This is a genomic window from Streptomyces sp. NPDC101234, from assembly GCF_044767525.1.
In the GTDB taxonomy this organism is placed as follows: Bacteria; Actinomycetota; Actinomycetes; order Streptomycetales; family Streptomycetaceae; genus Streptomyces; species Streptomyces sasae.
In genome coordinates this window covers 26,284-38,762 of sequence record NZ_JBIWOA010000043.1, presented here as the reverse complement: position 1 = coordinate 38,762, position 12,479 = coordinate 26,284, and the positions used below count along the sequence as shown (strand labels likewise).

Here is a 12,479-nt window from a genome sequence, read left to right as displayed (position 1 = left end):
GGCCGGTGCCGCAGCCGTGACAGGCCCAGCCGGCGCCGTGGATGTGACGGGCGTCGTAGGCCTGGACGCAGAGGCCTTGATCTCGGTAGCGGCGGCGAAGCCGGGCTGAGAGGTACCGCGACCACCGTCATGCGCCGGCGGCCCAGCCGCCGTGGCGTCGGATCGTCGCGGAACTGACGCGGGCGCACGGCCGACGCCCGGTCGTCGCGCGGAACGCGCGGACTCGGGCTCGACAGAGAGTTGTGCCGTGAGAGCGGAGGTCCGTGACGCTTCCTTCGGCGCCCCCGGCTCCGCGGTGCCGGGCAGCATGGGCGGCCGGACGGTGGGACGACGCGGCGGACCAGGGGGTGGGCCCGCCGCGCCGAGTTCGGGGGATGCGGACCTGCTCACCCGATCCGCATCGAAGGTGGGAACGGGGATGCCACTCCCACCCGGGGAAATCGGACCGTCGCCGGAGTCCGCCGCTTCGCGGACCGGGGCTGGAACAGCAGTCGTACGAGCCGTACTTGGCGCGGCTGACCGCGACACGGTGACCGCGGGGGCGGGTGACGGTGTCGGCCGCAGGGGTGCGCCGAGCCCGGTACGGCGGGATATGGGAGGAGCGTCTCCCGACTGGCCGTGGCCCTGGTCCTGGGCCGTCGTGGCAGGGTCAGGCAGTACGGGGACGGCGCCGGATTCCGCTGCTGCCGAGGTCAGCGGTGCGCCGAGTCCGGCTCGGGGTCGAGCGGTCCCGGTCGCGCTGAGCACCCCGTTGGCGGACCCCGGAGCCGACGATCCGTCAGCGGCACGTACCGAAGTCGTAGGTCCCGAAGCCGCAAGCCCCGAAGCCGCAGGCCCGCCCGGCGCAGGGCGTTCTGTGGTGATGCCGGACTCCCGGGTGGCGGCCGAGCGGATCCCGGTTCTGCCGCCTGGTCCGGTCGGAGCCTCCATGGACCCCGGCCGCACCGCCCGCTGAACCGTTACCGAGCGCCCTTCTCCCACAACTCCCTCAACGGCTCCCCGCTCCAGGGCACTTGTGCCGACGGCGTGTGGTGCCGTCGCAGCTTCAGGGGATGGGGTCGAGGCTGATGCCACACCGTCCCGGCGGGAGTCCGCTCGGCCCCCGCCCGTGGTCGCCAATCGCCGGAGCGGGGTGATCGACGGCGCCGAGAGCAACCGCGGTCGCGCGGACCGCGAGAAGGTGGTTCGCACTGCACGCTGGGCCGATGGCCCCCGGGAGCCGGATTCCCCGCCGGGGGCACCGGGCGAACCCGAGGTGCCGGACCGCTCGGAGCGCCCGGAGAGAGGAGCCGGGAGACCACCCGTCTCGTTGAGCGGATCATTGAAGGGATCGTTGTACGGAACGAACGATCCGCCCGGTGTCGCAGGAGCGGAACCGCCAACAGGTCCTCCTCCGACCGTGCGCCGCATCCCACCCGATCCGCCCGTCCTCATCGGCGCGGGCGCACGCCGAACCACCGTCGGCATCGCCACCGCGGCTCGATCCCCGGTACCCCGCCCGTGGGCCGAGCCGCCGCCGGTGTCGGCTCCGCGCCCTGCGTCATCCAGGACCCGTATTCCGCCGCCGGCTGCCACGATGCCTCCGGTGAACGCCGGATTCCCGTGTGTGGCCAGTTCGCCGGCGAAGTCCGGCGTCATCACGGGCGACAGCGCCCTCAGCACCCGCTGGACCGGAGCCGTCGACCGCCATTCCGCGCCGGGGGAACGGGACGGACCGGGCTCACCCGATGACGTGCTCGGCACGTTCGCGTCGGGATCCGGCGCGGTGCCCCGCATCCACCCCCGGACCCCGGCCAGGAATCCCGCCATGTCGGTTCACCTCTCCTCGTGGTTCAGCAGTGCCGCGGTCCGCTCGACGTATCCCCTGCGGTCCGCGTGTTCCAGATTCAGCAACTCCCCCAGCCCCCAACCGAGATGGAAGCCGAGGTACGCGACCTCCTCGTGCAGGCGGTCGGCCGCGTACGTCACGATTCCCCCAGGCGGCTCCCGGCCAGTTCCACTTCGAACGGCTCCGAGCAGTGCGGGCAGGACACCGCCGCACGGGTGTGGCCCTCCGCGTTGATCTGCCGGTAGAAGTCCTGGAGGAACGCGAGGTCGGAGGCGAACATGTTCTCCACCACCCCGTCGTGCACCGAGGGAAGCGTGCCGAGGCGGGTGATGACGCGGCCCAGCAGGACCACCGACAGGTAGGCGGGGTTCTCCTGCACGCGCATGTCCCGCAGGGGGACGAGTTCGTCCCGGGCGGTGGACAGCCGCATCGTGCCGGACCGGTGGACCGTCCCCGACTCGTCGACATAGCCGCGGGGCAGTTCGAAGGAGAACTCCGTCCGCAGCTCCGCCGCGGTGGAGGTGGGAGGCGCGGGCGGCTGGGGAAGCGGCGGGTCGGCAGCGGGTGGCTCCGCCGTGGCCACGCCCCCCGCCCGCGCGACTGTACGCCTGATCACTCGATGACCAGCTCTTCGAAGACGATGGTCACCTGCTCGGTCAGCGCGGAGGTGTCCCCGGCCTTGACCCCGCTGGTCTCCACCTTGCTGCACCAGGCGTTGCGCATGTTGTAACGCTTCACCGGGCTGTTCTGGTAGTCCATCATCATGATCGTCGCGTTCTTGCGCGCGGCGCCCATGTTGCCCGCGATGGAGTCGTTGATCCACGACGTGAACGCCGCCGACTCGGTCATCCCTCGGGTGACCGTGCACTCGCCGGCCTTCTTGACGCCGGGCATCTTCTTCGTGACGGGCTTGCCGTCCGCCGAGACCTGCTGGTACTCGATGACGTCCTGCTCGACGGAGAGGCCGCTGACCTCCTGGAGGTACTCGACCATGACGCCGTCGATCTGCAGGCCGAAATTGTGTGAGGTGAGGGCGTCACCGGGCTGAAGGGACATGCGTGTTCGCTTCTCTTTCCGAAGTCGGGGAATCGGGAAAACCGGTCAGGGGAAGGCGGTCCCCGGGGTCACTCGGACGATTCGCCCGTGCCGTCCGAGAACTGGGCAAGCCGGAACACCACGAACTCGGCGGGCTTGACCGGCGCGATGCCGACCTCGCACACCACCCGCCCGGCGTCCACCGCCTCCGGCGGGTTCGTCTCCGCGTCGCACTTGACGTAGAACGCCTCTTCGGGTCGGGAGCCGAACAGTGCCCCGGCCCGCCACTCGTTCACGAGGAAGGCCGACACGTTGCGGCGGATACGGGCCCACAGCGCCTCGTCGTTGGGCTCGAAGACCACCCACTGGGTGCCCGTGAGGATCGACTCCTCCAGGTAGTTGAAGTAGCGGCGTACGTTCAGGTAGCGCCAGGCCGGGTCGGAGGCGACCGTACGGGCGCCCCACACGCGGATGCCGCGGCCCGGGAAGGCTCGGATGCAGTTGACGCCGATCGGGTTGAGCAGGTCCTGCTCGCCGCGGGTGATCTGCAGCTCCAGGTCCACCGCGCCGCGTACGACCTCGTTCGCGGGCGCCTTGTGCACCCCGCGTTCGGAGTCGTTGCGGGACCAGATGCCCGCCATGTGGCCGCTCGGCGGGACCAGGCGCTGCCGGCCGCCCGACGGGTCGAAGACCTTGATCCAGGGGTAGTAGAGAGCGGCGTGCGCGGAGTCGTAGCCGGCCGTGTCCTGGCGCCAGTCGCGGATCTGCTGGGCGTTCATACCCGGGGGCGGGTCCAGGATCGCCATCCGGTCGCCCATCAGCTCGCAGTGCGCGATCATCCCCAGCTGGACCGCCTTGACGGCGTCCAGGTCGATGGCTCCGCGCTCGTAGGCGGCCATCAGGTCGGGGACGGCGACCATGGTGATCGCGTCCAGCGCCTCGAGACCGCCGAAACCGGTCCGGTCGGCGGGGTCGCCGAGGAACTGGCCGCTGGTGAGGGCTTCCGGTGCCGTGGCCGGTACGGGCGCGGCCACGGCGGCCAGTCGTACCGACCCGTTCGCGGGCCGCGCCAACTGACCTGCGGACGCCGCCTCTTCGACGGCGATCAGCTTGGAGCGCTGCTTGACCTGGGTGACGACGTAGTTGCGGTTGCTCTTCTTCGCCGAGACGTCGAAGGTCTCCAGCACCTTGTCGCCGTCCTTGACGGTGAGCGTGAACCGGTCGTCGGGTCCCTCGCCGGAGGTGTCGGAGACCTCGACCACGGGTGCGTTCCCGAGGCTCGCTCCGTCCAGTGCCGAGACCTGGAAGGTGCCGAGGACGGCCTCCCGGGCCGACGCCTCGATCGCCCGGCGCCTGCCGGAGCCGGCCCCGGACGGGCCCGCGCCGCCGACCCGCACGACGTACGCGGCCGTACCGCCGTTGTTGAAGTATCCGTAGACCGCGTGGGCCAGCAGGAGGCCCTCGGTGAAGTCGCCGAAGGCCGCGGTGTACTGGGACCAGTTGGTCACCAGCATCGGCTCGTTCAGCGGTCCGGTCGGAGCCAGGCCCACGAAGGCGGCCACCGAGGTGCCCGCGCCTTCGATGGGGCGGGATCCACTGGCCACCTCCTCGACGTAGACGCCGGGGGAGAGATAGGTGGGCATGGCGGCTTCTCCTTGCATGACAGTGCGTGATTGCGTAGGTCCAGGCTGGCGTGGGCGGGCCCGGCGGGAAACGGCCACCCGACAGGCTCTTGGGGCCGACCGCGATGGCCGTACGGCCAGTGCCGCGGGGGACACCGGACCGGACCGGGCCCGTAGGACGCCCGCGGGCCGCGACCGGCGGGCCGACCGGTGGCCGTACGGCCTGTCACACGGCCACCCAACCCTGCCCGGCCGCTTCTGACGTGCGCACAAGCCGCTTTCTACGGTGGCCGCGTGACCACCTTCGCCTTGCTTGAACCCGCCTCAGCCACAGTCGACCCCGGATCGAGCGCGGTCGCGACCCTGCGGCTGCGCAACGACGGCGACACCGTCGAGGAGTACCGGCTCTCCGTCGTCGGCGACCCCGCCGAGTGGACCCGGGTCGCCCCCGACACCCTGCGGCTCTACCCCGGCGACGAGGGCTCGGCGGAGGTGGTGTTCACCCCGCCGCGGTCGGCGGGCACGACGGCCGGCACGGTCCGGTTCGGGGTCCTCGTGCACCCGCGCGAGAACCCGGAGCTGTCGAACGTGGCCGAAGGCGTCCTCACCGTCTCGCCGTTCGGTGAGATGCGGGCCGAGCTGCTGCCCGTCACCGTGCGCGGGCGGCTGTCCGGGCGGCCCCGGGTGGCCGTCGACAACCTCGGCAACTCGGCGCTGTCGACCGGCATTTCAGGGAAGGACGACGAGGACGTGCTGACGTTCCGTCCCGTCCCCGAGTTGGTGCGGGTCGCGCAGGGGCGGACCCGGCTGGCCCGGGTCCGTATCAGGCCGAGCGGGGTGAAGCTGTTCGGCCGGCCGGAGCGGTATCCGTTCGCGCTGACCGTGACACCCACGGCGGAGGGGGACGCCCCCGCCGGGCCCCCCGCGTTCCCGGGCGCTTCCGGGGCGATCCCGCCCGCCCAACTGCGCGGCACCTTCATACGGGTGGCGCTGTTCCCGAAGTGGCTGCTCGTGCTGCTAGGGCTGCTGCTGGCCGCGGCAGGGGTGTTCGCCGCGCTCTGGTTCATTCCGCGGCCGTCCCTCGTCTCGAACGCGGTGGTCCGGCAGCAGTCGGCCGCCGCACCGGCCACCGCCGCGGCCGCCGCGCTGCCGGCCGCGCCCACCACCCAGGCGCCACCACCCGCGCCCAGCCCGTCGGCCGCCGCTGCCTCGCCCTCGCCGTCCGCCTCGCAGTCCGCCTCGCAGTCCGGGGAACGGCAGCAGGACGGGCAGAGCAGCGGACAGCAGGGCGGCGGCCAGGACCAGAGCGGCGGGCAGCAGGCCACGGACCAGGCCGGCAACAAGGTGGTCACCATCCGCAGTGTCCAGAACGGCAAGGACCTCACCGTCAAGGACGGCGGCACCGGCGACGGCACCCCGGTCGTGGTCTCCGACTGGACGGACAAGCAGCAGGGATTGAACCAGTTCTGGGCCCAACTCCCGTTCGCCGACGGCACGGTGGCCCTCACCCCCGGCAACTCGCCGGACAGTGTGCTCGACAAGGCCGACGGTCGGGCGCAGGTACAGATCCGCACCGTCCAGGGCGGCGACGCTGCCGTACGCCAGGGCCAGGTGCCCGCGCTCCAGCGCTGGCGTCTGCAGCCGGTGTCGGACGGCGTGGTGACGATCGTCAACGCGCAGACCGGCGAGTGCCTGACCAACACCGGCGACAACACCCAGGTCCAGGCCCTGGCCTGCGACGACCGCTTCGCCTCCCTCCAGCAGTGGCGGCTCGGGGACTCCTGAGAACCGCCGCCCGACAGAAAGGCGGGTCGCCGTGCGCCCCCGCGTCCAGCCCCACCGGCCCGAGAAGGCCGAGTCCCGGCCGCCGTCCCGGGTTCCCGATTCCCGTACGGAACAAGGCGGTTCACCGGGTGTGCTCTCCCCCGCGCACGTGGCGGAGCTGCAACGGGCCGCCGGGAACGCGGCCGTCCTTCGCGCGGTCGAGGAGGCCCGGCATGTGCACGGGGCCGGGTGCGGTCACGCCTCCCCCGTCCAGCGTTCCTCCGTCCCCGAAGTGCTCCGTGCTCCCGGCCGCCCCCTGGACGACCCGGTCCGCACCGAGATGGAGGCCCGCCTCGGCGCCGACTTCTCCGATGTACGGCTGCACACCGGCCCCACCGCCCGGCGTTCCGCGGCGGAGATCGGTGCCCGCGCCTACACCTCCGGCAGCCATGTCGTCCTCGGCGCGGGCGGCACCGACCGGCACACCCTCGCCCATGAGCTGACCCATGTGATCCAGCAGCGCTCCGGCCCCGTCGCGGGCACGGACGACGGCACCGGGCTGCGGGTGTCCGACCCGTCCGACCGGTTCGAACGGGCCGCGGAGGCGGGCGCGACCCGTGCCATGGCCGGTCCCGTTCCCGAGGACGCCGTACCGCGACGGCAGGGTGCGGGGCGAACCGGCGGGGGTGAAGCGGCAGCCGTCCAGCGGGTGTCGCTCGGCGAGGTGGCCGAGAAGGTCGCGGATCTCGCGCCCGCGGGAGACGCGAACAACCAGTTCACCGGGGCGTCGGTCGCCGACGGCTACAAGGATCCGAATGCCGCCACGAGTGCCGCGCAGTACGGCGGCGTCGTCGGTTCCGCGTTCGGTGTGGTCACTTCGTCCGCGGGGGTGCTGGCCCAGGCCACCAACTTCGCCCGGGCGCGCAAGGGCGTGCGCAACGCCACCCCGGGTACCGCCGCGTACCACGTGCACGACCGCGAGCTGAAGGCCGGCGGGGCGGGTACGGCCGAGCAGGGGTTGGGCTTCGTCAGTACCTCCACCGGTCTGGCGGCTGCCGTGATGAACCTCAAGGGGGTGGCCCAGGAGGCCACGGGTGGTGTGGGCGCCGCCTCTTCCGGAGCCGGGTTGCTCGCCGGCCTGGTCCAGAGCGTCCGCTTCATCAGGAAGGCGGACAAGGCCCGGAAGCGGCTGAACGCGTTGAGGACGCTCATGGCCGACGAGAACGCGCCCAGGCAGGCTCTGGAAGCCGCGAACCAGGAGGTGGCGGAGCTGGAGCGGGCCGTGCAGGACGGCCGGGCCGATGTAGAGCAATGGAATCGCGACTTCCAGAGTGAACTGCGCAAGCAGGCACAGGGCAGGTTGAACGGGGAGGACGTCGACCACTCCCGGCTCATGCAGATGCTGCAGTTGGAACCCAGGATCAAGGAGATCGAGGAAGAACTGCTGCGGAGCGAGGCAGAGTTGCAAGCCGCGAAGATCCGGCAGCAGGAGCGGCAGGACGTCTCGGAGAAGATGGAAAGCGCCCTGAGGACGCAGACGGAGAAGGTCCAGCGCTACAACGAGGGCGCACCCGCTGACGTGTCCCTGCGTCAGATACAGGAATACGCCGCCGGGAAGAACAGCCGCGGTGTGACCGTGAAGGCCATCGGCGCCGTCGCCGCTCTGCTGGGTGTCGGCGGTTCCGTGGCCGCGCTGGTCGCCGGGGCCGCCCTCGCCGCCGGTGTCGCCGCCGGAGCCGGTGTGCTGGTCGCGACCCCCGTCGGCTGGGCCCTCGCGGGCGCCGCCGCCACGGTGGCCCTCGGCGTCGCCGGCTGGAAGACATGGAGGTTCTTCCAGCACCGCTGGGAGCAGAGCGCGGCCCAAGGCGGCACTCAGGGCCCTGCCCCCACCCTCGGTGCACGGCTCCGCGACACGCTGGCCTTCTGGAAGAAGTCCGGCCCCAACGAGCGGAACCAGTACGCCGCCGCGCTCTATGAGATGGCGCGTGACGAGACGCAGGCCGAACGCGCCGGGGAGGCACGTCAGACCCTCGTCGCTCTCGGTCTGAACTGGGACGAGATGAACGGTGACCCGGAACGCGGCAAGAAGCTCATCGCCGCCAAGTTCGCCTCCACCGCGTAGGACCTTCCTGAGCCCGAACCGGATCGCGGACTCTACGAGTTGTCGCGACCGACGACCAGCCGTCCGGCCTTCCGGTACTCCCGGACCGCGCCGGTCAGCAGGTCGTCGGTCGTGACGCGAGAGCCCCGGCCGGCCGCGGCGTACGCGGCGGTGATCACCGCGCCCCGGATCGAGCCGCCGGCCAGCGCGAAGTCCCTCGCGCACGGGCCGGGGTCGATACCGTCGGCGCAGGGCACCCGGGCAAGGCTCTGCCACCACAGGGCGAGGCGCTGGTCGGCATCGGGGAAGGGGAAGTCGACCACCAGGTCGAGACGACGGGTGAAGGCGTCGTCGATGTTGGCGCGGAGGTTGGTGGTGAGGACCGCGATTCCGTCGAAGGACTCCAGGCGCTGCAACAGGTAGGCGCTCTCCAGGTTGGCGTAGCGGTCGCTCGCCTCCTTCACCTCGGAGCGCTTGCCGAACACCGCGTCGGCCTCGTCGAAGAGGAGCACGGCGTCGGTGCGGTCCGCGTCGGCGAAGATCCGTTCGAGGTTCTTCTCGGTCTCGCCGACGTACTTGTCGACGACGGCGGACAACTCCACCACGTACAGGTCCACGCCCAGTTCCCCGGCGAGGACCTCGGCCGCGAGTGTCTTCCCGGTCCCGGACTCGCCGGCGAACAGGGCGACCACTCCATGACCGCGTCCGCCACCGGCCCGCAGCCCCCACTGGCCCAGCACGCGCTCGCGCTGCCGGGCACGGATGACCAACTCCTCCAGTCGTTCACGCGGTTCGGCCGGCAGCACCAGGTCCGCCCAGCCGACCGCGGGTGTCACCCGCCGCGCGTGCCGGTCCAGCGCGGGTGCCGACTGCTGCCGGGCGCCCCGCTGAACATGGGCGGCGGTCAGCGGCCCGCCCTCCAGTACGGCGAGCGTCCGCGCGGACCGGGCCGCGCGGCGGATCTGTTCAGGGGCGAGACGGTACGGCGCCACGGCTGCGGGAAGATCGAACCCCTCGGCGTCTGCGCCCAGTTGGGCCGCCCAGAGCGGTCCGGTGTCGACGGCGCCGGGCGGTGCGTCGAGGCAGAGCACGTCACCGTCGGCGGACCAGCGGGGGTCGAAGGGCGCGCTGCCGAACATCACCACGGGTACGGCTGCGGACGACTCCAGTGCCCGTACCAGTGCGCCTGCCTTCTCCGTCTTCTCCGGCAACGGCCCGACCACGACACCCGCCCCGCGCAGCCGCGCCTCCCGCAGCAGGACGCGCACCAAGTGCTCGTCCCCGTAGGCCGGGTCGTACCGCAGCGCCGGAAGGCCCGCCGCCCCGAGCGCCTCCGCCGCCGTCCCGGACTCCGCCCCGCGCCCCTTGAGGTAGACGATGGCGGGCCGGGCGGCGAGGAGCGCCCCGAGCCGGGACGCGAAGGGGCCCGCAGCGGTCTCCCTCATCAACATCTCGACCACGCCCAGTAGTTCACCGTCGAGGCAGGTGTCCCCCAGCAGATGCGCGATCACCCGTTCCGGTACCCTCAACCCTCGCCCTGGCAACGGCCGTTCGGCGTCCTCCAGGATCAGCAGGCCGGAGGCCGACAGCGGTGCCCCGGGATGGAAGCGGGCCCGCGCCGCCCCATCGTGCGGTGCGAGACCGGCCAGTTCGAGCGCGAGCGCCACGCTGGCCCGCCGGCGTCCGACGTCGTCGTTGAGGTAGCCGTACAACGGCTCGAAGTCCCGGTCCACGTCGGGTGCCAGGGCGGCGAGGATGATGTGCGTGTCCAGGGACGTGAGCCCGAACCGGGTGGCCAACTCCCCCAGGGCATCGTCCGCTTCGGCTCCCCCGTACGCGTCGTCGAGCCGTACGGGTGCCCGCTCGTGGCCCTGCAACAGGTGCTCCACCCGCTCGGGCGACACGTACAGCCCGCGCAGCGGATCGTCCGCCGACGTGTCCTGGGCGCTCCGGGCCTCGGCCAGGGCGCTCACCCGTTCCCTCAGCAGCCCGAGCCGCTTCAGCAGGGCGTCGCTCACCGCGGCTCCCGTCGCCGTGCCAGTACGATCGAACCGCCGCCGGGCAGGCGGCCGTCGGCGATGTCGTGCACCTGGGCGACGGCCGGTTCCAGGACCGGTGGTGCCACCTTGTAGTCCGGCGAGACCGGCACCGGCGCGATCACCACGACGTCCAGCGAGGGCTTGAGTTCGCCGCCGAGCGCCGACCAGATGTCGGCGATGGAGCGGGACTCGGCCGGCGGCACCCCGACCGTGAGCGGAATCGCCGCGCCCAGGCCGAGCAGGGTGCCGCCCTCCAGGTGCTCGGCGGGCAGCACCTCGTACGGCAGCAGTCCGGCGAGAACGGCGGACAGCAGCCGGTGTTCGTCCTCCACGCGCTTGGTCCAGGCCGTGACCAGGTACGACAGCCGGAACCAGCGCGGCGGCTGGCGGCGCTCCGTCACCGTTCCGGCCGCGTCGCGCAGCGCCATCGCGCCACGCTCCCGGCGGGCCACCTCCTCACGGATGTCGTACAGATACGCGTCCACGGTGGGCGCGTTGCGGCGGGCCGCCCAGTCGCGGGTGGGCGCGTCGAAGACGACCTCCGCCACGCCTCCGGGCAGCGCCCGGGCGCGCAGCAGCCGCCGCAGGGCCTCGTCGATCTCGTGGATCACCGATGGTTCTCCGGTTCGTCGTACCGCGAGCGCCCGAGCGGCCTCACAGGTATCCCTCCCGCAGCGCGAAAGCCACCGCGTGGGCCCGGTTGCGCAACTGCATCCGGGTCATCAGGCCGTGCAGGATGTTCTTCACGGTCCGCTCCGAGTAGGCGAGCTTGCCCGCGATCTGCCGGTTCTCCAGCCCTTCGGCCACGAACCGCAGTACCTCCACCTCCCGGTCGGCGAGCCCGGTGACCGAGGTCACCACGGAGCTGCCCGAGCCGTGCCGCCCGAGCTGGACGAGCAGCCGGTTGAGCAGGTCGGGCGGGACCTCGCTGTCGCCGCGCGCGGCGGACCGTACGGCCTGCTCCAGCCGTTCGGCGGTGGCCTGGTGCCGCCACACGAAGGTGTGCACTCCACAGGCGACCGCGGTCAGCAACTCCCGCTCGCGCAGCCCGTCGACGACCAGGACGACCTGGCGGGACTCGCCGCGGATCAGTCGGCGCAGCGCCGCGGTGGCCGCCGCGTCGACCCGGTCGGCGAGCACGACCGCCACGGAGCGGCGGCCGACGGCCCGCACGGACCGTTCCAGGACCTCGATGTCCGGGTGGCCCCGCAGGCAACTGGTGACGCCGGCACGCGACAGCGGGTCGTCGGCATGCACGGTCACGGTGATCAGCTTCGTCGTCATGGATGTCTCCCCCATGGGGTGCGGGCCCGGGACGCGGGCGTACGCCTGGGTCCCGGGCCCGGCCGGGCTCGTCAGTAGTCGCTGTCCTTGGCCTTCTGGCCGTCGGGCGCTACGGCGAACCAGGTGCCGCCGACGCCCTCGCCGCTGGTCTCGCCGGCCGCGGTGTCCTTGGAGAACCGGTAGACGGGCCAGCCGCCGATGGTCACCTGGTTGGTGCCGTCGGGCCGCTGGACCGTGGAGATCTTGTCCCGGTCCAGCCCCTGGAAGACGATCTTGTCGTTGGCGAGGACCGGCGGCCAGGTCACCGCGCAGGTGCCCACACAGGTCGCCTTGGACGGGTCGGGGGAGTCCGGGTCGAACCGGTAGAGCGTGAAGCCCTCGCCGTCCACCACGGTCGCACCGAGCTTGTCGTTGTGGCCGAGCTGGACGGTGGCGGGCCAGTAGCCGCCCGAGGGATTCGTCGACTGTGAGGGCTGGGCGGACTGTGAGGCCTGCGCGGCAGGCGCCCCGCTCGCGCCGCCGCTGGATGCGGCGGCGGGCGGCACGGAGGCTGCCGAAACCGCCGCCGGACTGCCGGAGCCGCCGCATCCGGAGAGCAGCAGGACGCCGCTGAGCGCAGCGACCATGCCGAAAGATGCGTAGGAACGCGTCATTACTTATCCCTTGTTGTTGTTCACGTGATGAAGGGCGAGAACGCCCGGGAGGCCGCACTGTGGTGGTCCGGCACATCGAGACGCCGAACGCGAGCGGGAGGCACATAGGGGGTCCCATGCCGAGCGGCCACGGCGTGTGCCAAGTTAGGGAGC

At 72.1% G+C, this 12,479-nt stretch carries 10 protein-coding genes; 2 read left to right on the top strand and 8 right to left on the bottom strand.

Annotation, left to right across the window (positions count from 1 at the left end; all coding sequences use genetic code 11):
• Positions 1–1,815: 1,815 nt before the first annotated feature.
• From ACIRR9_RS47035 to ACIRR9_RS47020, 4 genes are all read right to left on the bottom strand, one after another.
• Complete coding sequence (locus tag ACIRR9_RS47035) at positions 1,816–1,968, bottom strand: DUF6760 family protein (protein WP_403765384.1); 153 nt, start codon at positions 1,966–1,968, stop codon at positions 1,816–1,818.
• Positions 1,965–2,441 carry a hypothetical protein gene (locus ACIRR9_RS47030; RefSeq protein ID WP_403765473.1) on the bottom strand — a complete coding sequence of 159 codons (477 nt, stop codon included), beginning with the start codon at positions 2,439–2,441 and terminating at the stop codon, positions 1,965–1,967. The genes ACIRR9_RS47035 and ACIRR9_RS47030 overlap by 4 nt, the downstream gene beginning before the upstream one ends.
• Positions 2,441–2,884, bottom strand: a complete 444-nt coding sequence (locus tag ACIRR9_RS47025) for a phage tail protein (RefSeq protein ID WP_352345023.1) — start codon at positions 2,882–2,884, stop codon at positions 2,441–2,443. The genes ACIRR9_RS47030 and ACIRR9_RS47025 overlap by 1 nt, the downstream gene beginning before the upstream one ends.
• A gap of 68 nt (positions 2,885–2,952) precedes the next feature.
• Positions 2,953–4,506, bottom strand: coding sequence for a phage tail sheath family protein (locus ACIRR9_RS47020; RefSeq protein ID WP_403765382.1), 1,554 nt, complete (start codon positions 4,504–4,506; stop codon positions 2,953–2,955).
• 273 nt (positions 4,507–4,779) lie between these two features.
• On the opposite strand from ACIRR9_RS47020, the gene ACIRR9_RS47015 reads away from it, so the two are divergent.
• Complete coding sequence (locus ACIRR9_RS47015) at positions 4,780–6,270, top strand: RICIN domain-containing protein (RefSeq protein WP_403765380.1); 1,491 nt, start codon at positions 4,780–4,782, stop codon at positions 6,268–6,270.
• 31 nt (positions 6,271–6,301) lie between these two features.
• Positions 6,302–8,371 (top strand): DUF4157 domain-containing protein, encoded by a 2,070-nt coding sequence (locus ACIRR9_RS47010; RefSeq protein ID WP_403765378.1) that lies wholly within the window; start codon positions 6,302–6,304, stop codon positions 8,369–8,371.
• Positions 8,372–8,403: 32 nt separating this feature from the next.
• Here ACIRR9_RS47010 and ACIRR9_RS47005 read toward each other — a convergent pair whose 3' ends face one another.
• From ACIRR9_RS47005 to ACIRR9_RS46990, 4 genes are all read right to left on the bottom strand, one after another.
• The gene (locus tag ACIRR9_RS47005) at positions 8,404–10,368 is read right to left on the bottom strand and encodes an ATP-binding protein (RefSeq protein WP_403765376.1); all 1,965 of its coding nucleotides are present in this window, start codon (positions 10,366–10,368) and stop codon (positions 8,404–8,406) included.
• Positions 10,365–11,000, bottom strand: a complete 636-nt coding sequence (locus ACIRR9_RS47000) for a DUF4255 domain-containing protein (RefSeq protein ID WP_403765374.1) — start codon at positions 10,998–11,000, stop codon at positions 10,365–10,367. Before ACIRR9_RS47000 ends, ACIRR9_RS47005 begins: the two co-directional genes overlap by 4 nt.
• Positions 11,001–11,043: 43 nt before the next feature.
• On the bottom strand, positions 11,044–11,673 hold the full coding sequence (locus tag ACIRR9_RS46995; RefSeq protein WP_403765372.1) for a LuxR C-terminal-related transcriptional regulator: 630 nt from the start codon (positions 11,671–11,673) through the stop codon (positions 11,044–11,046).
• A gap of 71 nt (positions 11,674–11,744) precedes the next feature.
• Positions 11,745–12,326 (bottom strand): hypothetical protein, encoded by a 582-nt coding sequence (locus ACIRR9_RS46990; RefSeq protein WP_398996916.1) that lies wholly within the window; start codon positions 12,324–12,326, stop codon positions 11,745–11,747.
• Between the last annotated feature and the right edge of the window lie 153 nt (positions 12,327–12,479).

Coding starts and splice junctions, on each gene's coding strand:
- ACIRR9_RS47025 (WP_352345023.1), bottom strand. CDS start 2,884: ATGTCCCTTCAGCCCGGTGACGCCCTCACCTCACACAATTTCGGCCTG.
- ACIRR9_RS46990 (WP_398996916.1), bottom strand. CDS start 12,326: ATGACGCGTTCCTACGCATCTTTCGGCATGGTCGCTGCGCTCAGCGGC.
- ACIRR9_RS46995 (WP_403765372.1), bottom strand. CDS start 11,673: ATGACGACGAAGCTGATCACCGTGACCGTGCATGCCGACGACCCGCTG.
- ACIRR9_RS47020 (WP_403765382.1), bottom strand. CDS start 4,506: ATGCCCACCTATCTCTCCCCCGGCGTCTACGTCGAGGAGGTGGCCAGT.